Here is a 23,104-nt window from a genome sequence, read left to right on the forward strand (position 1 = left end):
GGAACCGTCGGCGTTCAGGGTGAAGGTGCCACCGTTGGAGCCAGTGATCGCAGCGCCGACGTTGGTCGTCTGGCCGTTGACGGCCGAGACGTGCAGGGTGTCGCCGTCCGGATCGGTGTCGTTGGACAGGACGCCGTTCTGCGCGTTGACGTTCAGGCTCACGCTCTGTTCAGTCGTGCCAGTGTCAGCGACTGCCGTCGGAGCCGGGTTCTTGACGTCCCACGAGAAGTCTTGCGACACCGAAGCGCCGGACTTGTCGGTCGCGGTGATGGTGACGGCGTAGACGCCAGAATCGCCGCCTTGCGAAGCCGACTTGTCGAGCGTGCCGGTGATGATGCCGGTCTTCGAGTCGATGCTCAGGCCGGGAGGCAGGCCGGTGGCCGAGTACGTCAGCACATCGCCGTTGTCCACGTCGGAGAACTGGCCGGAGATGTCCACCGGCGTGATGGCTTGGCCGTCGTTGCCAGCCTGGTCGTCCAGCGTCACGCCCGGGGTCAGGATCGGGGTGTCATTGGTGCCAGTAACGGTGATCGTCAGCGTCGCCGTGCTGGTGGCGCCCTGGAAATCGGAGACCGTGTAGGTGATCGAGGTGGTGGCCGTCTGGTTCGCGCCCAGATTCTGGAACGCCGTGCCGGGGTTGAACGTGTAAGTGCCGTCGGCGTTCAGCGTGAACGTGCCGCCATTAGAGCCCGCCACGGCCGCGCCCACGCCCGCGGCATTGCCGTTGACGTGAGAAACGTGCAGGGGATCGCCGTCCGGATCGGTGTCGTTGCCCAGTACGCCTTCGGTGCGGTGGTCGACCACCAGCACGTTGTCTTGGGTGGTGTCGTTGTTGTCGTCAGCGGCGATCGGCTCGGGGTTGCCCACCTTCCAGATGAAGCTCTGGGTCACGGTGGCGCCAGACTTGTCGGTGGCCGTCACGTTGATGAGGTACTCGCCCTTCACGCCCGTATTGGTGTGATCGGAGACCCAGTTCTTGAAAGTGCCGGAGAACGTACCGGTTGCGCCGTCGAAGGTCAGGCCGCCAGGCAGGTAGTCGACCGTGTACGACAGCGCGTCGCCGTTGTCCACGTCGCTGAAGAAGCCGGCGATGTTGTAGTTGACAGCATCGCCGTCCATGCTGTTCTGGTTGTCCAGGGGCACGGCAGTGGGCGCGTCGTTCGTGCCGAAGATGGCAACCGTCAGCGTGGCGGTGCTGGTGCCGCCTTCGCCGTCCGACACCGTGTAGGTGATCGAGCTGGTGGCGCGTTCGCCATCCGCCAGCTTTTGGAAGTCGGTGCCCGGGTTGAAGGTGTAGGAGCCGTCGGCGTTCAGCGTGAAGGTGCCGCCGCCCAGGCCGGCGACAGCCGTGCCGACGTTGGCGGCCTGGCCGTTGACCTGCGAGACGTGCAGCGCGTCGCCGTCCGGATCCACGTCGTTGGCCAGCACGCCGTTATCGGCGGTGACGTTCAGCGTCGTGTCTTCGTTGGTTTCGCCCTGGTCGTTGTCGGCGGTCGGGGCCGGGTTCTTGACGTCCCACGAGAAGTCCTGCGACACCGAGGCGCCGCTCTTGTCGGTGGCCGTGACGGTGACCGTGTAGACCCCCTGGTCGCCACCTTGCGAGGCGGACTTGTCCAGCGAGCCGGAGATGATGCCGGTGGCCGGATCGATCGTCAGGCCGGGCGGCAGGCCGGTGGCCGAGTAGGTCAGGGAATCGCCGTTGTCGACATCGCGGAACTGGCCGGAAACGTCGACCGGGGTGATGGCATCGCTGTCGTTGCCGGACTGGTTGGCCAGCGTGACTTCCGGCGTCAGCGTCGGGGCGTCGTTGGTGCCCGTGACGGTGACCGTCAGGGTGGCCGTGGACGTGCCGCCTTGGCCGTCGGAGACGGTGTAGGTGATCGAGCTGGTCGCGGTCTGGCCGGCGGCCAGGCTTTGGAAGGTCGAGCCCGGGTTGAAGCTGTACGAACCGTCGGCGTTCAGCGTGAAGGTGCCGCCGTTGGAGCCGGTCACGGCCGTGCCCACATTGGCTGCATTACCGTTGACTTGCGAAACGGTCAGCGTGTCGCCGTCCGGATCCGTGTCGTTGGCCAGCACACCGTTCTGGGCCGTGACGCTGAGCGACGTGTCTTCGTCGGTCGTGCCGCTATCGTTGACCGCGGTCGGGGCCGGGTTGGTGACGTCCCACTTGAATTCCTGCGAGGTCGAGGCGCCGGACGGGTCCGTCGCGGTCACGACCACGGTGTACACGCCGCTGGCGCCGCCTTGCGAGGCGGAATGGTCGATCGTGCCAGTGATGATGCCGGTGTTCGGATCGATCGTCAGGCCGGGCGGAAGGCCGGTGGCCGAGTAAGTCAGCTTGTCGCTGGTGTCCGGATCCGAGAAGCGGTCCGACACGTCGTAGCGCACGTCGGTCTGGGCGTCGACGCCGGCCTGATTGGTCAGGGCGGAGGAGACCGGGCCGTCGTTGGTGCCGGTCACGGTCACGACGACGGTCGCCGTGGAGGTCGCGCCGCTCGGGTCGGTGATGGTGTAGGAAATGGTGCTGGTGGCGGTCTCGCCCACGGCCAGGTAGTCGTATTGGCCACCCGGGGTGAAGACGTAGCTGCCGTCGGGCTGGACGACGAAGGTGCCGCCCGTGGAGCCCAGCACCGAAATGCCACCCGGCACCATGGGACGGCCGTTGATCGAGGTGATTGCCAGCGGGTCACCGTCGGGATCGGAGTCGTTGCCGAGCAGGTTGCCGCGCACTTGCGAGTTCTGATCGCCGGCGGCGGTGTCATTCAGCGCGTTGGGGGCATTGTTGGTGGGCGTGGTCGGCGTGGCGGCAGTGCCGTCGCCGTCGTCGGCGGTCAGCGCCGCGCCGGAAACCCGCGGCAGCGTGTCGTCGCCGCGCGCCGGATTCGGGTAGGCCAGGTCCAGCGGGCTGGTGGTTTCGAGGATGCGGGCCAGACGGACGAAGCTGCTACCGCCGGCTTCACCGCCGCCTGCCACGACGGCGGCGGTCGGGTCGAGTTCGTCGAACGGGTCGCGGCCGGCTTGCAGGGCGGCCAGCAGGCGGTCCGAATCGGTGCCCGAGGGCGGCGCAACCGCGGCTTCGGTCGGATCGGCCAGCGGGCCGGTCATGTCGCTGTTGACCGCGACTTCGCGGCCTTCGCCGATCACGATCGGCATGCCGTTTTCAACCTGAAGCGAAACCGTGGCGCCCGAGGCAGTGACGACGTCGCTGCCGGCGGGGACTTTGCTGCCTTGATGCAGTTCGGTCAGGGAACCGTCGCTATTGCGTATCCACGCGCGACCGGAGATTTCGTTGACGACTGCGGGAGAGGAGTTGGCCATGTTGGTTCCGTTTCAGGGAGTTATCCAAGATGGCCAGATACTACGGGTCGCCGCTGGCGGCGGGTATTGTCCTTGAGGACAGGTTTACGCGGTGATTTTGCTGCGCGCGTCGGTGGGCGCCGAAATGCCGTGCACCAGCAGGGCGAGCTGAAGGCGATCGGTGACGCCGAGCTTATCGAAAACGGCCGACAGGTGCGCCTTGACCGTGCGTTCGGTGATGCCCAGCGCCTCGGCGATCTGGGCGTTGGACTGGCCGCTGGCGGCGTAGCGCGCGACGGTGATTTCGCGCTCGGTGAGCCGGCCGCCGTCCCAGGCGTGCGCGTCCTGCGCACGCTCGGTGACGAGCTTGAGCAGGCGCGACACCAGCGAGCGCCCCATCCAGATGCCGCCGGAGGCGACGACTTCCAGCGCCTGGGCCATCGCGGCGGGCGGCGCATAGCTGTGGCAGTAGCCGTGCGCGCCGGCGCCCAGCGCCTGCGTGCCTTGTTCATCGTTGGGGCTGGCGCTGGCGACCACGACGTGCAGGCCGGCCAGCGTCGGCGTCCAGAACGGATCATGCCAGGCGGGCAGCTTGGGCACGTCGGCGTCCAGCACCGCCAGCGTGCGGCCTTGTTCTCGCCAGCGTTGCAGATCCGCCAGGCCTCGCCCGCGGGCAGCCATCCAGCGCGCCGGGTCAAGCGCGCGCCAGTGCTGCCAGAGCAGGTCGTCGTGCGTAATCAACAGGACGGGAATGGGTTTCATAAGGCCTTGAAGCTCTCCATTAACGTTCGGTGAAGGCGTTGGCCTTCGCCCGCAGAATGGGCTTGAGCAGGTACTGGAGCACCGTGCGCTTGCCTGTCAGGATATGAACCTCCGCCACCATCCCGGGGATGATGGGCAACAGCTTGTCGCCTACCGTGCTGCGGTCCGTGCGCACGCGCACGACGTAGTAGGAGTTGCCTTTCTCGTCGGTCACGGTGTCCGCGCCGATCTGTTCCACGCGGCCTTCCAGGCCCCCGTAGATCGCAAAGTCGTAGGCCGTGAACTTGACCTCGGCCTTCTGGTCCGCGTGCAGGAAACCGATGTCGCGCGGCTGGATGCGCACTTCGAGCAGCAGCGTGTCGTCCTTGGGGACGATTTCGATGATGTCCTTGCCCGGCTGCACCACGCCGCCGACCGTGTTGTTGAACAGGGTCTTGACGGTGCCGCGCACCGGGGCGCGCACTTCGGCCAGCTTGACCCGGTCGACCAGCGCCGCCTTGCCTTCGCGCAGGGTCGCCAGCTTGGTGTTGGTTTCCGAGAGCTCGCTGCGGGCCTGGTTGCGGATGTTCAGCTCGGCTTCCTGGATCTTGCTTTCGGCTTCCTTGATGGACGCCTGGAAGCGGTCGATCTGCGCCTCGGCGCCTTTCTGCTCGCCGCAATAGCGGGCCACGTCGCGCTGCAGGCGCAGCAGATCGACCTCGGACACGGCGCCGCTCTTGAGAAGCGGCCGGGTTACCTGCAGTTCGCGCGAGGTCAGGCCGCAGCTGGCCGACGCCTGGTCGCGCTTGGCGATGGTTTCGCGCAGGTCTTCCTGGCGCTGCTTGAGCTGTTCGCGGGCCACGTTGACCGTGGCGTTCAGCTCGGTGTTGCGCGCCTGCCAGGCGTTGCGTTCCATTTCGCCCAGGCCGGGCGCCTGTTTCAGCACTTCCTCGGGCGTGACGAAGGGTTCGCCCGTGGCCAGCGCCTTCAGCCGGGCCGCCTTGGCCAGCAACGACAGGTACTCGGCGTTGTTCTCGCCCAGCGACGAGTTGAAACGGGTGGAGTCGATCTTGAGCAGGACCTCGCCGGCCTCGACTTCCTGGCCGGGGCGCACCAGGATCTCTTCGACGATGCCGCCGTCCAGGCTCTGGATGATCTGCACCTGGCGCGACGGCACGACCTTGCCTTCGCCGCGGACCACCTCATCGATGCTGCCAAAGCCTGCCCAGACCAGCAGGCCCATCGTGGCCAGCAGCGACGTCCACAGCAGGATGCGCGAGCCGCGGGCCTGCGACTCGTGGATGACCCATTCGGCATTGCCGATGTAGTCGGACCGCTGGGCGGGCTTGCCTTTCTCGGCGCCGTCCAGCAGGCGGTCGAAGAAAAACACGAAAACGTTGCGCGGCGCGCGCAGCAGGTTGCCAAAGAAACCGTGCTTGGGGGCTCCAGGATTGTTCAGCATGGTCTTCTCAGCTTCCGCGTCCAACGCGTCCTTGACGCAGGGCTTCGACGACCTGTTCCTTCGGGCCGTCGGCCACGATATGGCCGTTGTCGATCACGATGAGCCGGTCGACCAGCTCCAGGAGCGCGGTGCGGTGCGTCACCAGCAGGACCGTCTTGGTCGCGCTGGCTTCGCCCAGACGCTTGCGCAGCTGGGCCTCGCTCTGGTGGTCCATGTTGCTGCTGGGTTCGTCCAGCAGCAGGATGGGCGGATCGTTGATCAGCGCGCGCGCCACGGCCACCGATTGGCGCTGGCCGCCGGAAAGCGATTCGCCGCGCTCGCCGATGATCATGTCAAAACCGTTGGGATGCAGGTTGGCGAATTCGGTCACGCCGGCCGTGTTGGCGGCTGCCAGGATGCTGGCGTCGTCGGCGTAGGGCGCGCCCATCGCCAGGTTGTGCTTCAGGCTGCCGTAAAAGAGCAGGGGGTCCTGCGGGACGTGGCCGATGGCCCGGCGCACGTCGGCCGGGTCGATCTGGCGAACGTCCACGCCATCGAGCAGCACGGCGCCTTCGGTGGGCTGGTACAGGGCCAGCGCCAGTTTTTCCAGCGTCGTCTTGCCCGAGCCGATGCGGCCGATGATGCCGACCTTCTCGCCGGGCTTGAGCTTGAACGACACCTTCTTGAGCACCGGCTGCGTGCTGCCGGGATACGTGAAGGTCACGTCGCGGAATTCCAGGCCGCCGTGGAACACGGGGCGATGCAGGAACTCGGCCTCGGCCGGACGCTCGATCGCCATCTTCATGTAATTGTCGATGGAGCCCAGCGAGGTGCGGGCATTCTGGTATTGCATCAGCAGGCCGGCGACCTGGCCCAGCGGCGCCAGGCAGCGGCCGGCGATCATGGACGCGGCAATGATGCCGCCCATCGACAGCGCGGATTCCTGCGCCAGGTACACGCCGATGATCACGACGGCGATCGAGACGAGCTGCTGGACGGCTTGCACGAAGCCGACCGTCGACGAGGAAATCAGCTTGAGCTTGCCGCCCGTCTGGGCGATGAACTCCGTGGCGCGTTCCCAGTTGCGCTGGATCGAGCCCTGGGCGTTCAGCGTCTTGACGGCTTCCAGGCCGGTCAGCGCTTCGACAAGCGTGGCGTTGCGCTGCGACGAGGCCTGGAACGAGGCCATCGTCAGCGCTTCCATGCGCGCCTGCGCCGCCAGCGACACCAGCAGGATCAGCACGATCGCGACCAGCGGCGGCAGGATCATCCACGGCGAAATCCAGGCCAGGGCGCCCAGGAACAGCAGGATGAAGGGCAGGTCGACCAGCGTGGTGATGGTGGCCGAGGCGATGAAGTCGCGGATGGATTCGAACGAGCGCAGGTTGGCCGCGAACGAACCGACGGACACCGGGCGGCCTTCCAGGCGCAGGTCCAGCACGCGCTCCATGATCTGCGAGGACAGGCGCACGTCGACCCGCTTGCTGGCGCTGTCCACGACATGCGAGCGCGCGGTGCTAAGGATCATGTTGAAGATCACCACCAGCGTGATGCCGATGGCCAGCACCCATAGCGTTTCGACGGCGTTGTTCGGCACCACGCGGTCGTACACGTTCATGGTGAACAGCGGCATCGCCATCGCGAACACGTTGATCAGCAGCGCCGCGACCAGGGCGTCGCGGTACAGCCGGCGGTTCTCCATGATGGCGGCCCAGAACCAGTGGCGCTCGCGCACCTTGGCCACTTCCGGGGACCGGGCGTCAAACCGGAATTGCGGACGGACAAAGCAGACCAGCCCGCTGTACTGCTCGGCCAGTTCGGCCGGATCCATGTCGATGGAGCTGCCGCCCAGTTCGGGATGGCTGACCACGAACTTGCCGCCGTCCTTTTTCAGCAGCAGGCAGGCGCGTTCGCCCTTGAGCAGCAGGATGGCGGGAAGCAGGTCCGGCGAAATGTGATCCAGCGAGCGCTTGACCACGCGCGCGGAAAGCTGCGCCCGCGCGGCCGCCCGAGGCAGCAGGGCGGGCGTGAGGCGGTGTTCTTCCAGGGGCAGGCCCGCCGACAGGGCTTGCGAGGTGGCCGCGACGCCGTGCAGGCGGGTGATTTCCACCAGGCAATCGAGCAGCGGGTCGTCGTGCGCGGATCGGGCGTCCGCGCGCCATTCCCGGGCAGCCAGATCAGATAACTTGTCCATCTTCGTCATCCAACAGGTCAAGGTGTTCCGAGAGGCGCGCACGCTGCTGCTTGCGCTGGGTGAGTTTTTGCTGGGCCTGGATAGGCAGGTCCGTCATACGCAAGGTGCCGTTGGCGATCAACGCGTCGATCAAGTCTTCCAGGACGCGGACAAAGTCCGCGTCCAACTGCGAGAAATCACTGCCCTTGTTGGCCATTGGGCCTCCTTGCGGCCTGCTCCGATCAGGGTCGGGCGGCAGGCGAGTTCACCGGCACCAGCGTCGGGGGGAGGGTGCCTTCGTTGTAATGCACGCGAACGGGAGCCAGGCGGGCGGTGTCCGGAACGGTCGAATTGCACAGCTTGATCACTTCGTCCGACACTTCCAGCTTGCCGTTTTCCTCGGGCATTTCGTTGCGCGCGGGTTGCAGCGCCAGCGCCGGCAGCAGGGTGTGGGACAGCGCCAGCCAGCGATACTGCGCAAGACGCAGATCATAAATGGCATTGGTCAACGCACGGCGCGATTCGAACAGTTCATTTTCCGTGTCCAGCAGGTCCAGCAGAGAGCGCTGGCCAATCTGGAACTGTTGCGCGTACGCATCACGCACCTTGGTCGTGGCCACTTCGTGGTCACGCAGGAAGGGCAGCTTCTGGCTCAGGCTGGTGATGTTGTTCCAGGCCACGGCCAGGTCCTGCTGCACGTTGCGGCAGGTGTAGTCGCGGATGTCGCGGGCGGCATACGACTGGTTGGCGGTCTGGCGCACGCGGGCGGAGTCGGCGCCGCCGCGGTACAGGTTGTAGCTCATCACGACCTGGACGCTGGAGCTCTGGATGTCGCGGCTTTGCGGGGTCGGGTCATTCTGGTCGCGGCCGGTGTTGGCCACGAACTCGAACTTGGGCGAGAACGCGCCCTTGGACGACTGCACGCCCGCCTGCGCGGCCTGCAGGCTGGCCTGCTTGGACAGGAAGCTGGGATTGCGGCGCAGGGATTCATTGAAGTTGCCCGGGGCCTTGGGCAGCTTGTCGGCGATATCCGGAGCCGGCAGCATCGATTCGGGCGGCAGGGCGCCGGTCACGCGCTGAAAGCGCTGCTGCACGTCCAGCAGGTTGGCCGTTTCGGTCATCAGGTTGGTCTGGGCCAGCGACAGGCGGCCACCGGCCTGCTCCAGGTCGACGCGACGGCCCACGCCGGATTCCGTGCGCTCGCCAATCTGCTTGAGGGTGTTTTCGTGCAGCGAATAGTTCTGGCGGGCCAAAAGCTCCATGTCGCGGTAGCGCTGCAGGTCGATGTAGGCCTGCACGGCGGTGAACGCGGTGTTGTCGCTGGTGGCCAGCACGTCATAGAAGCGGGCCAGCTTGTCGAAACCGGCCTGCTTGACGTCGTTGGTGGTGCGAAAGCCGTCAAAAATCAGCTGACGCAGCTCGACGCTCCAGCCGGGGCGGTTCCAGCTCTGCGAGCCGACGCCGGGCACGTTGTTGCGCCATTCGCGGCCCAGATAACCTTGCGCATTGATCTGCGGAAAGTAGGCGGCGCGGGCAACGGCCTGGCCTTCCAGGGACGCCTGGAAGTCGTGGTACTTGGCCTGGATTTCGGGGTTGCTGAGCAGGGTCTGCTCAACGATCTGATTCAACGTCACTTGCGGCTGCCCGGCCGGTGCGGTGGCAGCGGGCGTCGCGGACTGTGCAAAAACGGCAGGGGCAAATGCAAGGGCAAGGACCGAGGTCGTGCTTTTGAGCAAAAACGAAGCCATAGTGATTATTCGCGAGTCATGTTGAGATTGAATGGCCGCCATGTTGTATGTAAATGTCAGCTTTGGCCAGTCAAGATTTGTTAATTCTTGAGGTTTGTTGCCGGCGGTCCATAAGGTGAATTTCGCGCAACATCTAACTACTTCTTCGAATTTGCACGAACATCGCTAAATCTAAAATCATTTATTTCTATTAATACGGTTTATTACGCATTATTTCGAAGTGAACGATTTCAGGGCGTGGGACGATTATATCTATTTGAGAGTTCTGTATCTATTTTGTTTACCAATTTGTATCGATAGCGATATTTCCCGGCGCATTAATTGGCTATGCAACAAGTCAACACAACTGCGGGGTCGGCGCCCTGGCGCATCGGTCAGCATGGTAGTTTTAGTACTGGTATATCAGGTGTGCTTGTACTAGGTTTGGTGGCTGGGCATAATTCCCTTCATGCCGCAGCAGCCGGCGCGGCAGGGTAGCGTTTTACCCCTCGCGCCAGGCTCGAGCCGGATTGTCTATTTGCAGAGCGCATCCATGGCCCAAACTCTTTACGACAAACTCTGGGACGCCCACATCGTCCACCAGGAATCAGACGGCACCTGTCTGCTCTATATCGACCGCCACCTGCTGCACGAGGTCACCAGCCCGCAGGCGTTCGAGGGGCTGACGCTGGCAGGCCGCAAGCCGTGGCGCACCGGCGCCAACCTGGCGGTGGCCGATCACAACGTGCCCACGATGAATCGCGCGCAGGGCATCGACGATCCCATCTCGCGCCTGCAGGTGGACACGCTGGATGCCAACTGCGGCAAGTACGGCATCACCGAATTCCGCATGAACGATCTGCGCCAAGGCATCGTCCACGTGATCGGACCGGAGCAGGGCGCCACCCTGCCGGGCATGACCGTGGTCTGTGGCGACTCGCACACCAGCACGCACGGCGCGCTGGGCGCGCTGGCCTTCGGCATCGGCACGTCCGAAGTCGAGCACGTGCTGGCCACGCAGACGCTGCTCATGAAGAAAGCCAAGAGCATGCTCATCAAGGTCGATGGCGAACTGCCCTTCGGCTGTACGGCCAAGGACGTGGTGCTGCACATCATCGGCATCATCGGCACGGCCGGCGGCACGGGTCACGCCATTGAATTTGCCGGCAGCACGATTCGCTCGCTGTCCGTCGAAGGCCGCATGACCGTCTGCAACATGGCGATCGAGGCCGGCGCCCGGTCCGGCATGGTTGCGGTCGACGACAAGACCATCGAATACTTCCGTGGCCGTCCGTTTGCGCCCACCGGCGTCGTCTGGGATCAAGCCGTCAAGTACTGGCGCACCCTGCACACCGATGAAGGCGCCAAGTTCGACACCGTGGTCGAAGTCAATGCGCGCGACATCAAGCCGCAGGTCACCTGGGGCACGTCGCCCGAAATGGTGTTGCCGGTGGATTCGCGCGTGCCGGACCCCGACCGCGAAAAAGACGATGTGCGCCGCAGCGGCATGGAGCGCGCGCTGGAATACATGGGCCTGAAGCCCAACACCCCGCTGACCGATATCCGCGTGGATCGCGTGTTCATCGGTTCGTGCACGAACTCGCGCATTGAAGACCTGCGCGCCGCAGCCGTCGTGGCGCGCGGCAAGCGCGTGGCTTCCAATGTGCGCCAGGCGATGGTCGTGCCGGGCTCCGGCCTGGTCAAGCAGCAGGCCGAACGCGAAGGCCTGGACAAGATCTTCATTGAAGCCGGCTTTGAATGGCGCGAACCGGGCTGTTCCATGTGCCTGGCCATGAACGCCGACCGCCTCGAACCCGGCGAACGTTGCGCCTCGACCTCGAACCGCAATTTCGAGGGCCGGCAAGGGCAGGGCGGCCGCACGCACCTGGTCAGCCCGGCCATGGCCGCCGCCGCGGCCGTCGCCGGCCATTTCGTCGACGTTCGCACGTTCCGATAAGCGTCAAGCACCGAGTAGACAACATGCAAGCATTTACCACTCATGAAGGCCTGGTGGCGCCGCTCGACCGCGAAAACGTCGACACGGACCTCATCATCCCCAAGCAGTTCCTCAAGTCCATCCAGCGCACGGGCTTCGGGCCCAACCTGTTCGACGAGCTCCGTTACCTGGACCACGGCGAACCGGGCATGGACAACAGCAAGCGCCCGCTCAATCCGGACTTCGTGCTGAACCAGCCGCGCTACCAAGGCGCCTCGGTCCTGCTGGCCCGCAAGAACTTCGGCTGCGGCTCCAGCCGCGAGCACGCGCCCTGGGCGCTGACGCAGTTCGGTTTCCGCGCCATCATCGCGCCGTCCTACGCCGACATCTTCTTCAACAACAGCTTCAAGAACGGCCTCTTGCCGATCGTGCTGTCCGAACTGGAAGTGGCGCGCCTTTTCGACGAGGTGAAGGCGTTCCCGGGGTACAAGCTGAACATCGATCTGGACCGCCAGGTCGTGATCGCCGCTGACGGCCGCGCGATGGGCTTTGACATCGAACCCTTCCGCAAATACTGCCTGCTGAACGGCCTGGACGACATCGGTCTCACGCTGCGCCACGCCGACAAGATCCGCGCCTTCGAAGCCGAGCGCCTGGCCCGCCATCCGTGGCTCGAAAGCCGCCCCATTGCCTGATCAAACCATCGAACACAGGATCGTTATTCAATGACCCACAACATCGCAGTCCTGCCGGGTGACGGCATCGGCCCGGAAATCGTCGAACAGGCCGTGCGCGTCCTGAAGGCGCTGGATGTGCCCTTCGACATCAAACAGGCGCCCGTCGGCGGCGCTGCTTTTGACCAGTTCGAGCATCCGCTGCCGCCCGCCACGCTGAACCTGGCCAAGGAATCGCACGCCGTGCTGTTCGGCGCGGTCGGCGACTGGAAGTACGACAGCCTGCCACGCGAGTTTCGTCCGGAACAGGCGATCCTGGGCCTGCGCAAGGCGCTGGGCCTGTTCGCCAACCTGCGTCCGGCCATCCTGTACCCGGAACTGGCCAGCGCCTCGTCGCTCAAGCCGGAGATCGTGTCGGGCCTGGACATCCTGATCATCCGCGAACTCACTGGCGACATCTATTTCGGCACGCCGCGCGGCGTGCGCTCGTCGCCGGACGGCGCCTTTACCGGCGAACGCGAAGGCTACGACACGATGCGCTACGCGGAATCCGAAGTGCGCCGCATCGCGCGCATCGGCTTCGAATCGGCGCAAAAGCGCAACAAGAAGCTGTGCAGCGTGGACAAGGCCAACGTGCTCGAGACCTCGCAGTTCTGGCGCGACATCGTCATCGAAGTGGCGCGAGAGTACCCGGACGTCGAGCTGTCGCACATGTATGTCGACAATGCGGCCATGCAACTGGTGCGCAACCCGCGCCAGTTCGACGTCATCGTCACCGGCAACCTGTTTGGCGACATCCTGTCCGACGAAGCGGCGATGTTGACCGGCTCCATCGGCATGCTGCCCTCGGCGTCCCTGAACGCCAGCGGCCAAGGCCTGTATGAGCCCAGCCACGGTTCGGCGCCCGATATCGCGGGGCAGGGCATCGCCAATCCGCTGGCGACGATCCTGTCGGCCGCCATGCTGCTGCGTTACTCGCTGAACCTCGCGCCGCAGGCGGACCGCATCGAGGCGGCCGTGCGCAGCGTGCTGGCCAGCGGCCTGCGCACCGCGGACATCTTCGAGCCGGGCACGACGAAGGTCACGACCGCCGGCATGGGCGACGCGGTCTTGAAGGCGCTTGCCTGATGACGCAAAGGGGGCCGCGTCCTGATCGCGGTCTCTTTATATATGTAGAGCGAGGCCGCCCCGCGGGCGGCCTCGCTTGTTTTGCCAATGCAAGACGCCGTGTTGCCGGCGCGCGCCGAAAGTCTTTCCTTGCGCTTGCGGCCCCGTTTTTTTCTAGCTGCATCGCAACATCCCTGCGTGCATTCTGATAAATTGTTGAATTGCACGATTTTTCCCTCCTTACCTTGTCACCCCCTTTAAAGAGCGATTGAAATGAATCAAGCAGTAGGCCTTGTCGGCTGGCGCGGTATGGTCGGCTCGGTGCTCATGCAACGCATGCGCGACGAGAACGACTTCGCACTGATCGAACCGGTGTTTTTCTCCACCAGCAACGCTGGCGGCGCCGCCCCCACTTGGGCGACTGGCGCGGGCCCGCTGCAAGACGCCTACAACATCGACGCTCTGAAAAAACTGCCGATCATCGTGACGGCGCAAGGCGGCGACTACACCTCCGAGGTCTATCCCAAGCTGCGCGGCGCGGGCTGGAACGGCATCTGGATCGACGCGGCCAGCACCCTGCGCATGGCCGACGACGCCATCATCGTGCTGGACCCGGTCAACCGCCCGGTGATCGATGCGGCCCTCAAGCGCGGCGTGCGCAACTTCATCGGCGGCAACTGCACGGTCAGCTGCATGCTGATGGGCCTGGCGGGCCTGTTCAACAACGACCTGGTCGAATGGATGACCTCCATGACGTACCAGGCCGCGTCGGGCGGCGGCGCGCAGCACATGCGTGAGCTGCTGACCCAGTTCGGCGAGATCAACCAGTCGGTCAAGTCCCTGCTGGACGACCCGGCCTCGGCCATCCTGGAAATCGACCGCGGCGTGCTGGCCAAGCAGAAGGACGACGCGCTGCCCCACGAACACTTTGGCGTGCCGCTGGGCGGCAACCTGATTCCCTGGATCGACAAGGACCTGGGCAACGGGATGTCCAAGGAAGAGTGGAAGGGTGAAGTCGAAACCAACAAGATCCTGGGCCGCGGCGCCGCCTTCGGCACGCCTGTCACCCCGATCGATGGCCTGTGCGTGCGCATCGGCGCCATGCGCTGCCACAGCCAGGCACTGACCATCAAGCTCAAGCGTGATGTGCCGCTGGACGAGATCGAAGCGCTCATCGCCCAGGGCACGCAGTGGGCCAAGGTCGTACCCAACACCAAGGAAGCCACCGTTTCGGCGCTGACCCCCGTGGCCGTCACCGGCACGCTGGACATCCCGGTGGGCCGCCTGCGCAAGCTCTCGATGGGCTCGCAGTATCTGGGCGCCTTCACGGTTGGCGACCAACTGTTGTGGGGCGCGGCCGAGCCGCTGCGCCGCATGCTGCGCATCGCGCTGAACGAAGCCTGATGTCGTGGCGGGCGGCATTTCTGGCCGCCCGCCACGCGCAAGATGCAGTCAGGGCACCTTCGGGTGCCCTTGTTTTTTGGCGCGCAGCATGTTTGTCCAGCCCGCAAGGATGCACCATCGTGGCGCAGCCTGGCCGAGCCCGGCGGGCGACACGTACGCCAATAAGCGCCGCCCATGCCCGCCAGCCAACGTGCGCGCCCCTTTCAGGTTTGTGAAATGCGCTTGATCCATTACACTTTTCGGGTGAATTGAGGCCCTTTTTTGCGCGGCAAATGGCGCGAATGGGTCCAGGCCCGTAATTCGATTACAAGAACGGAATTCCAGCTTATGACCCAGCGTTCGCGCCAAGTGAAGCATGCCCGCCGTTTGAAAGCCCTTCAGTGGGCCATTGCGCTGGCGATCGGTTCAAGCGTGTGCGGTTCGGCGCTGGCCATGCGCGTCGGGCATTCGCGCGTCGTTTCCGTGCCGGGCGCGCCGCTGCAAGCCACCGTGGGTCTGCAGGAATTGACGCCCGAAGAGATCAGTTCGCTCAAGGTTTCAATCTCCGATGAAGCCGCGTGGCAGCGCGCGGGCGTCAAGCCGCCGGTGCCGCTTGCCAGCATGGTGGTCCGCGTCGAAGACGGAATGGATCCGACGCGCAAGAATTTGCGGGTGCGGTCCACGCAAGCGCCTGCGGGCGGCGCGGTGGATCTGCTGCTGGACATCAACTCCAGTTCGGGCCAGCGCCAAGTGCAGGTCAGCATCCTGGTGCCGCTGCGAGGCACCGGCGCCGACGTCACACCCGCCGCCGTGGGCGGGGCCGCCCGCGCGGGCGGTACCTCGGGCTCGGTCACGGTGAAGTCGGGCGACTATCTTTTTGCCATCGCCCAGCGCAACGCGGTGCCCAACGCCTCGGTCTACCAGATGTTGGTGGCGCTGTGGCGCGCCAATCCGCAGGCCTTCATTCAGAACAACATGAATCTGGTGCGGGCTGGCCAGACACTCAAGATCCCGGATGCCGCCACGGTGCGCGCCATCGATCCGGCCGAAGCCCGCCGCATCTTCAATGAGCACGCCGAGGCCTATGCCAAATACCGCGGCCGCGTGGGCGCGGCGGCGGGATCGAACCCGTCGGTGGTCAAGGGTCAGGACGCAGCATCGGGCACGGTCGCCCCGCCGGCCGACACCGGTGTGGCAACCGCCGCGCCGACACAGGACCGCGTGCGCCTGTCGACCGGTCAGGCCCAGGACAGCGCAGCCGCGCAGGCCGAAGCCCAGGCAGACGCCAAGACGTCCGCCGACCGGGCCTTGGCCGACGCGCAAGGGCGAGTCGCCCAGCTGCAAAGCAATGTGGACGAACTGACCAAGGCCGTCGCGCAGCAATCGGGCGCGGCCGGTACGGGCGCGGCCGGCACAGGCGCGGCTGGTACGGGCACGGCCGGCACTGGTGCGGCAGGTGCGGCGGGCGCAGCTGGCACGTCGGGCGCAGCAGGTACGCCCGGTTCGACAGGCGCGCCCGGTGCAGCAGGTACTCCCGGTGCGGCAGGCGCTTCCGGCGCAGCAGGCGCTTCCGGTGCAGCAGGCGCTTCCGGCGCAGCAGGCGCTACCGGTGCTGCAGGCGCTCCCGGTGCAGCAGGCGCTCCCGGTGCGGCAGTCGCTCCCGGTGCGGCAGGCACTCCCGGCGCTGCTGGCGCTCCCGGTGCGGCAGTCGCTCCCGGTGCGGCAGGCACTCCCGGTGCGGCAGGCACTCCCGGCGCTGCTGGCGCTTCCGGTGCAGCTGGCACTCCCGGTGCAGCAGGCGCTCCCGGTGCGGCAGGCGCTCCCGGTGCGGCAGGCACTCCCGGTGCGGCAGGCACTCCCGGCGCTGCTGGCGCTCCCGGTGCAGCAGGCGCTCCCAGCGCAGCAGGCACTCCCGGCGCAGCAGGCACTTCCGGCGCAGCAGGCACTCCCGGCGCAGCGGGTTCTCCCGGTGCAATGGGCACGCCCGGCACCGCAAGCACACCGGGCGCGGCAAGCACACCGGGGGCCGCAACGACCACGTCGAACGCCACAGGCGCGTCGAACACCACCACCTCCCCAGGCGCCGCAGGTTCGGCGCCCGCCGATGCCGACAAGCCCATCGGCACGCTGCCGGACAAGACCGTGCAAACGGGTATGCCTGGCTGGCTGGCCGACAATCTTCTCGTGATCGTTACCGCGGTGCTGGCGCTCGTCGCCTTCGCCATCGCGTGGCTGTTGCGCCGGGCCGGCGCGCGGCGTGACGACGATGACGAGGAAAGCTACACGTACAACGAGCCGGCGCTGGATACGGCAGCGCTGAACCGCAAGCTCGACACCATCAATCTCGACCTGGACGTACCGCCCACGGACGAACCGCGCCGTATCGGCGGTCCTCGGGTTTGAAGCATGTCTAGAGTTGCATTGGGGCTGGCGTATGACGGCTCCGCCTGGCAGGGTTGGCAGACGCAGCCGCACCGGCAGACGGTGCAGGACTGCCTGGAGTCCGCCCTGGCCAGTTTCTGTGGCGTCACCGAGCCGGTACCCACAATCTGCGCCGGCCGCACCGACACGGGCGTGCACGGCGCGATGCAGGTGGTCCATCTGGACACGACGCTCACCCGCAAGACGGAGTCCTGGGTCCGAGGCGTGAATGCGTTTCTGCCGCCCAGCATCTCGGTGCAGTGGGCCGAAGAAGTGTCCGACGAATTCCATGCGCGCTTTTCGGCGCGCGCCCGCACGTATGTCTATCTGCTCTGGCGGGGCCGGGTGCGTCCGGCGCTGTGGGCGGGGCGTGCCGGCTGGTGCTTCCAGCCGTTGGATGTGCAGGCCATGCGCGCGGCCGCAAAGGCGCTTGTCGGCGAACATGACTTTTCCAGCTTCCGTTCCTCGCAATGCCAGGCCAAGCATCCAGTGCGGCATATGCACAGCCTGGAGATCGAGGAGCGGGGACCGTTTCTCGTCTTTACCTTGAAGGCAAACGCCTTTCTGCATCACATGGTGCGCAACATCATGGGCGCGTTGCTGCAAGTGGGGCAGGGCAGGGAAACGGTTGACTGGATGACGCAGCTCTTGGCGTGGCGCGACCGCAAGCGCGGCGCGCCCACGTTTGCGCCTGACGGCCTGTACCTGGCCGCGATCGACTATCCCGAATCCTTCGGACTGCGCGAGCTCGACGGCGGATCGTCGCTGCTGTCGCCTTTTACTCAATCCTTTTAGGGAAGCCGCCGCGCAGGCGGCGGGATCCCGCGCCTTTCTGGAGGCATGCGCCATGCAACGCCGCGCGTTTCTGAAGCAAACCGCCTTGGGCGCCGCCGCGGGCAGCGCCGTGCTGGCGGCCCCCGCGATTGCGCAGGAAGCTCCCAACCTCACCTGGCGGCTGGCTTCGGATTTTCCGGCCGACGCGGCCACGCTGTTCGCGGGCGCGACCGACGTCGCGCGTTGTGTGGCCGAGGTCACGGCGGGGCGCTTCACCATCGAAATATCCGCCGCCGGCCAGCTGTTCCAGTCGGGTCAGGCGCTGGAGGCCGTGCAGCACCGCATCGTCGAATGCGGCCACGCGGCGTCGGCCCGCTACTTCGGCACCGATCCCGCGATTTGCTTTGACGGTGGCGTGCCATTCGGCCTGAATACCCGCCAGATGAACGCGTGGATGCGGCAGGGCGAGGGGCTGGCGCTGACCCGCGAAGCCTTTGGCAAGTATGGCATTCTGAACTTTCCGTGCGGCTATACCGGCGCGCAGATGGGCGGATGGTTTCGGGGCGAGATCAAGACCCTCGATGACCTGCGCGGACTCAAGGTGGCGGCTGACGGCTTTACGGGGCACATCCTGTCGCGTCTGGGCGCCTCGCCGCTGGCAATTCCCGCTGGCGAACTGCATGCCGCGCTGGCAGAAGGCCTTGCGGACGGGGCCGTCACGATCGGACCGTTCGAGGACGAACGCCTGGCGCTCTTTGACGTTGCGCGGAACTATTACTTTCCGGGCTGGTGGGCCGGTACGCAACAGTTGTCGCTGTATGTGAACCAGGACGCCTTTGCGGAACTGCCCAAGTCATACCAGACCGCGCTGTCGCTGGCTTGCGCGGCGGCAAGCGAAAACATGATCGCAACCTTTGATGCCAACAATCCGCAAGCGCTGCGCCGGCTGATGTCGCAAGGCGCGCAACTGAAGGCGTATTCCCGGCCGCTGCTGCAAGCCGCTCACGAAGCCACGGTGGCGGCCTGCAATGAATTGAGCGCCAAGGACGCGATGTTCAAGAAGCTCTACGACAGCATGCTGGCATTGCGTGGCAACCAGATCCCCTGGTTCCGCATGGCCGAGGGCAGCTTCGACAACATGATGGCCACGCTAGGTTCGACTGGCGCGTGAGACCGGCTTTTCGGTCCGGATATACTGATCCAGCCAGTCGCCGCGGGGCGACACTTCCAGAAAATGTCATGCGTACACGCATAAAGATCTGCGGGCTGACCCGCGAAGAAGACGTCGAAGCCGCCGTTGCCGCCGGCGCCGACGCGATCGGATTTGTCTTCTATCCCAAGAGCAAGCGTTGCCTCACGCCCACGCGCGCCGCGCAGCTGCGCCGGATGGTGCCGGCGTTTGTCGACGTCGTCGCGCTCTTCGTGAACGCGCAGGAAGAAGAGATCCGCACCGTGCTTGGTGAAGTGGGGCCCGAGCTGCTGCAGTTTCATGGTGACGAAACGCCGCTGGAATGTGCGCGCTACGGGCATCGCCATCTGCGGGCCTTCAGGGCCGGTGCGCCGGGCCTTGAAACGGCTGAGAGCCTTGCGGCCACGTGCCGCGCCTACGGAGAGGCGGCGGGCTGGTTGTTCGACAGCTATAGCGCCGGCTACGGCGGCAGCGGGCATGGATTCGACTACGCGTTGCTCGATGAAGTGCGGGCCGACCCGGTGTCCCGCCCCTTGATCCTGTCCGGCGGACTGAACGCCGAAAACGTGGGTGCCGCCATCGAATTGGTGCGGCCTTGGGCGATCGATGTGAGTAGTGGCGTCGAAGTCGAGCAAGGAATAAAAAGTTCTGATAGAATCTCGTTCTTCGTTGCTGCGGCACATGACGCAGACACGAAGATGAAGGGCAAGAAGTAGTGCTGTAAAGCGTGTGAAAAGACCTTGGTTAATGCCAAAGCATTAATGCAAGATCAAATTTCAAACGTATTGCGCCAAGGTAAGTTTGGCAAAGCCGACAGGCAAAAGCTAAATCCTCCTGAACGCAATAAAAACTGCAAAAAATCTTCCAAGACGATTTGCACAGTTTAAAAAAGCACTATATAATTCTTCTTCTTTGCAGGCGGTTAGCTCAGCTGGTTAGAGCGCCACGTTGACATCGTGGAGGTCGTTGGTTCGATTCCAATACCGCCTACCAAATTCCTGCAAAGGTGTGTTCGATAGAGCTAGTCGAACGCAGACCTAAAAAGCCGCGACAGTCTTATGACGTCGCGGCTTTTTGCTTTTCCTCGCGTCATTGCTGCGTTTGTATTTACTGCATTATCACCGCGTGGCGCGATTCCGGCATTTGATACCCGCGCCGCAATATTCCATCTTCTTCCATTCAAAAGCCCGCCCATGCACTTCACCTTGAAGGCGTTCATTCTGGCGCAATTGTTGTGGTTGCCCGGCTGCGTGACCAAGGCGCCCGCGCAATCCGATGAGCGCAACGTCGAGGCGCCGATGTATGCGGGAAAGGACCGCCGCGCGGCCGCTGCCTTGCGCGCGGGCGATGAACAACAGGCCGCCGCGGCCGTGAAGATGTTTGGATCGCCTGCCGCGGCAGCGCAGGCGCGGGTCGAGCAGGGCTACCGGCTTTTTCGCGAAGACCGGCCGGGCCAGGCCATGCGGCAATTCAATCAGGCGTGGCTGCTCAATCCCGACAACCCCGAGGTGTACGCGGGTTTCGCGGTAGTGCTGGAAAGCCAGCGCAAGGTCTGCCAGGCGATGAGCATGATGGACCGCGCGATCAGCATGAATCCGCCGGCGTTTCGCGGCATTCATGCGGATGCCGGCCGGATCGCGGCGCGTTGCGCCGCCGAGGACAAGACGTTGCCCCCCGAAGCGCGTATCGCGGCGACGACGCGGTCCGATGAGTGGTACCGCAAGGGCGAGGCCGTCGAGCCCGACAAGGGCTATCTGTATGCCTCGTGGGCCACGGCCTATTACTGGCGTGGCCAGTACGCGGAAGCCTGGGCCATGATCCACAAGTCACGCGCCGCGGGCGGCAGTCCCGATGCGAAATTCGTCAGGATGCTGCGCGCAAGGATGCCGGAGCCCGCCGCGTCGTGAATCAAGCGGCGCACAATGCCTGGCGGACTGCCGGCTGCCCATTTGCGATATCCTGCTCACCATCATGATGAGAGCACTTTGGTTATGCCTGGGCTGCTTGATGCTGGCGCTGGGCGTCATCGGCGCCTTCTTGCCGGTGATGCCGACGACGATCTTCCTGATCCTGGCGGTGGCCTGCTTCTCGCGCTCGTCGCCCCGGCTTGAAAAATGGCTGCTGGATAGCCCGACATATGGTCCGTCGCTGCGCGCGTGGCGCGACGAGGGCGCGGTGTCGCGCAAAGGCAAGACGTATGCCAGCCTGGGCATGGCGGCAGGTTACGGGATCTTTTACTGGAGCGCCCATCCCTCGCTGCCCCTGGCCATCGGCGTGGGCATTTTCTTTCTGGCCAGCGCGGCGTATGTGCTCAGCCGGCCCAGCCCCCGCGCGGGCGGCCCGGCCAGCAAGCCGCCGCGCGAGTAAGCCGCGCTCCAACACGCACCCCTCCCGGCCTCAGTGCGAATGCCGCGGATCCCCCCGCGTCTCCACCACTTTCAAATACAGCGTCGCCGCCTCCAGGCATCCGCCCGTGGAAAGCTGCCCGACGGTCTGCCGGTACAGTTCCTGCCAGGGCGTCTGCGATGGCGGCGCTTCGTACGGCGGCTCTTGGCGGCGCCGTTCCAGTTCCGCTTCGTCCACCTGCAACATGACCGACCGCTGGTTCAGGTCCACTCGGATCCGGTCGCCCGTACGCAGCAGCGCCAGTCCGCCGCCCACCGCGGCTTCGGGCGACATGTTCAGGATGGACGGGCTGGCCGAGGTGCCGCTCTGGCGGCCGTCGCCCAGACAGGGCAGGGAATCGATGCCGCGCTTGATGAGGTGCGACGGCGGCGCCATGTTCACGACTTCCGCGCTACCGGGGTAGCCCACGGTGCCGGCACCCCGGATCACCAGAATGCAGTGTTCGTCGATGTTGAGCGCCGGGTCTTCGATGCGGGCGTGATAGTCCTCCGGGCCTTCGAACACGATGGCGCGCGCGTCGAAGGCGTTTTCCGACCCCGGTTCGGACAGGTACGCCCGGCGAAAGGCTTCGCCCACGACCGACATCTTGATGATGGCGCTGTCAAAGAAGTTGCCCGACAGCACGATGAAGCCGGCGCGGTGCTTGAGCGGCGCGTCGCAGGTCCGGATGACGTCGGTATTGTGGGTTTTGGACGCCGTCGCAATTTCGCCGATGGTCTTGCCGGATACGGTTCGGCAGTCCGGATGCAGGCGGCCGGCTGCCTGCAGCTCATGCAGCACGGCGGGTACGCCTCCCGCGCGGTGAAAGCCTTCGCCCAGATGCTCGCCCGCCGGCACGCAGTTGACCAGCAGCGGCACGTCTTCGCCCAGCCGTTGCCAGTCGTCCAGGCCGAGGTCGACGCCCATGTGGCGCGCGATGGCAATCAGGTGCGGCGGGCAGTTGCTGGACGCGCCCAGCGCCGAGGCCACGACGATGGCGTTCTCGAACGCCTCGCGGGTCAGGATTTGAGATGGGCGCAGGTCTTCTCGCACCATGTCGCAGATGCGCATGCCGGTGGCATAGGCCATCTGCCCACGCTCGCGATACGGCGCCGGAATGCTGGCGCAGGTGGGCAGCGACATGCCTAGCGCTTCGGCCAGCGAGTTCATCGACAGCGCGGTGCCCATGGTGTTGCAGTGGCCGATGGACGGCGACGATGCCGTGGCAAGCGTCATGAAACCTTCGTAATCCAGCTTGCCGGCCGCCATCAGGTTGCGCGCGTGCCAGATGACCGTGCCCGAGCCCACGCGCTGGCCCTCATGCCAGCCGTCCAGCATGGGACCGCCGGACAGCACGATGGCGGGAATGTCCACGGTCGCCGCCGCCATCAGGCACGCGGGCGTGGTCTTGTCACATCCCGTGGTCAGCACCACGCCATCCAGCGGATAGCCGTGCAGGATCTCCACCAGGCCCAGATACGCCAGGTTGCGGTCCAAGGCCGCCGTGGGCCGCCTTCCCTGTTCGGCCAGCGGGTGCACCGGGAACTCCATCGGAATGCCGCCGGCGTCGCGGATGCCCGCCTTGATGCGTTCAGCCAGCGCCAGATGGTGGCGATTGCAGGGCGCCAGGTCGCTGCCTGTCTGCGCGATACCGATGATCGGCCGCCCGGACTGCAGTTCCTGGCGCGTCAGGCCATAGTTGAGATAGCGCTCGACGTAGATCGCCGTCATGTCGGCGTGCGAGGGATCGTCGAACCATTTCTGGCTGCGCAGTCGGCGGGGTGTCTGGGACATGGCTGTCTCGCTTTGCTTCGGTTGCATACAGGCCCGGACCCCCACGGGATCCGGGCCGACAC

General features: G+C 65.3%; 17 protein-coding genes and 1 tRNA gene. 11 read left to right on the forward strand and 7 right to left on the reverse strand.

From position 1 onward, the window contains the following. The 6 genes from HV786_RS23595 to HV786_RS23620 form a co-directional block, all read right to left on the reverse strand. Positions 1–3,318 (reverse strand): retention module-containing protein (locus HV786_RS23595; protein WP_175211943.1); only part of this gene is annotated, 3,318 nt, incomplete at its 3' end. An 84-nt stretch (positions 3,319–3,402) separates the two neighbouring features. Then, positions 3,403–4,059: a response regulator transcription factor gene (locus HV786_RS23600; protein WP_175211944.1), complete on the reverse strand. Its 657-nt coding sequence runs from the start codon at positions 4,057–4,059 to the stop codon at positions 3,403–3,405. A gap of 19 nt (positions 4,060–4,078) precedes the next feature. Then, a complete protein-coding gene (locus tag HV786_RS23605; RefSeq protein ID WP_056318595.1) occupies positions 4,079–5,500 on the reverse strand; it encodes an HlyD family type I secretion periplasmic adaptor subunit in 1,422 nt (473 codons plus the stop codon). A gap of 7 nt (positions 5,501–5,507) precedes the next feature. Beyond that, positions 5,508–7,673, reverse strand: coding sequence for a type I secretion system permease/ATPase (locus tag HV786_RS23610; RefSeq protein ID WP_420809657.1), 2,166 nt, complete (start codon positions 7,671–7,673; stop codon positions 5,508–5,510). Next, on the reverse strand, positions 7,657–7,869 hold the full coding sequence (locus tag HV786_RS23615; RefSeq protein WP_056315801.1) for a hypothetical protein: 213 nt from the start codon (positions 7,867–7,869) through the stop codon (positions 7,657–7,659). Before HV786_RS23615 ends, HV786_RS23610 begins: the two co-directional genes overlap by 17 nt. Positions 7,870–7,894: 25 nt before the next feature. Next, on the reverse strand, positions 7,895–9,400 hold the full coding sequence (locus tag HV786_RS23620; protein WP_056315805.1) for a TolC family outer membrane protein: 1,506 nt from the start codon (positions 9,398–9,400) through the stop codon (positions 7,895–7,897). 532 nt (positions 9,401–9,932) lie between these two features. Between HV786_RS23620 and leuC the strand changes: the two genes are divergently transcribed. The 11 genes from leuC to HV786_RS23675 all read left to right on the forward strand — a co-directional run bounded on the left by leuC (position 9,933) and on the right by HV786_RS23675 (position 21,230). After that, on the forward strand, positions 9,933–11,336 hold the full coding sequence (gene leuC / locus HV786_RS23625) for a 3-isopropylmalate dehydratase large subunit (RefSeq protein WP_056315809.1): 1,404 nt from the start codon (positions 9,933–9,935) through the stop codon (positions 11,334–11,336). Positions 11,337–11,359: 23 nt separating this feature from the next. Beyond that, complete coding sequence (gene leuD / locus HV786_RS23630; RefSeq protein ID WP_056315812.1) at positions 11,360–12,010, forward strand: 3-isopropylmalate dehydratase small subunit; 651 nt, start codon at positions 11,360–11,362, stop codon at positions 12,008–12,010. Positions 12,011–12,040: 30 nt separating this feature from the next. Continuing rightward, entirely contained in the window at positions 12,041–13,117 is a 1,077-nt protein-coding gene (gene leuB / locus HV786_RS23635; protein WP_056315814.1) for a 3-isopropylmalate dehydrogenase, read from the forward strand. 252 nt (positions 13,118–13,369) lie between these two features. Next, positions 13,370–14,500, forward strand: a complete 1,131-nt coding sequence (gene asd / locus HV786_RS23640) for an aspartate-semialdehyde dehydrogenase (protein ID WP_056315817.1) — start codon at positions 13,370–13,372, stop codon at positions 14,498–14,500. A gap of 327 nt (positions 14,501–14,827) precedes the next feature. Then, the gene (locus HV786_RS23645; protein WP_254599507.1) at positions 14,828–16,882 is read left to right on the forward strand and encodes a type IV pilus assembly protein FimV; all 2,055 of its coding nucleotides are present in this window, start codon (positions 14,828–14,830) and stop codon (positions 16,880–16,882) included. 3 nt (positions 16,883–16,885) lie between these two features. Then, positions 16,886–17,695, forward strand: coding sequence for a tRNA pseudouridine(38-40) synthase TruA (gene truA, locus HV786_RS23650; RefSeq protein WP_128827962.1), 810 nt, complete (start codon positions 16,886–16,888; stop codon positions 17,693–17,695). Positions 17,696–17,747: 52 nt separating this feature from the next. Then, positions 17,748–18,845: a TRAP transporter substrate-binding protein gene (locus HV786_RS23655; protein ID WP_128827963.1), complete on the forward strand. Its 1,098-nt coding sequence runs from the start codon at positions 17,748–17,750 to the stop codon at positions 18,843–18,845. A 68-nt stretch (positions 18,846–18,913) separates the two neighbouring features. Continuing rightward, positions 18,914–19,579: a phosphoribosylanthranilate isomerase gene (locus HV786_RS23660; protein ID WP_128827964.1), complete on the forward strand. Its 666-nt coding sequence runs from the start codon at positions 18,914–18,916 to the stop codon at positions 19,577–19,579. Between the two features lie 200 nt (positions 19,580–19,779). Next, positions 19,780–19,856 (forward strand) — tRNA-Val (locus HV786_RS23665). A 200-nt stretch (positions 19,857–20,056) separates the two neighbouring features. Next, positions 20,057–20,770: a tetratricopeptide repeat protein gene (locus HV786_RS23670; protein WP_128827965.1), complete on the forward strand. Its 714-nt coding sequence runs from the start codon at positions 20,057–20,059 to the stop codon at positions 20,768–20,770. Positions 20,771–20,834: 64 nt separating this feature from the next. Next, positions 20,835–21,230, forward strand: a complete 396-nt coding sequence (locus HV786_RS23675) for a YbaN family protein (protein WP_196589544.1) — start codon at positions 20,835–20,837, stop codon at positions 21,228–21,230. Positions 21,231–21,260: 30 nt separating this feature from the next. On the opposite strand, the gene HV786_RS23680 is transcribed toward HV786_RS23675, so the two are convergent. Beyond that, a complete protein-coding gene (locus tag HV786_RS23680; RefSeq protein ID WP_128827966.1) occupies positions 21,261–23,042 on the reverse strand; it encodes an IlvD/Edd family dehydratase in 1,782 nt (593 codons plus the stop codon). Between the last annotated feature and the right edge of the window lie 62 nt (positions 23,043–23,104).

It is taken from the genome of Achromobacter mucicolens (assembly GCF_902859725.1).
Lineage (GTDB): Bacteria > Pseudomonadota > Gammaproteobacteria > Burkholderiales > Burkholderiaceae_B > Achromobacter > Achromobacter mucicolens.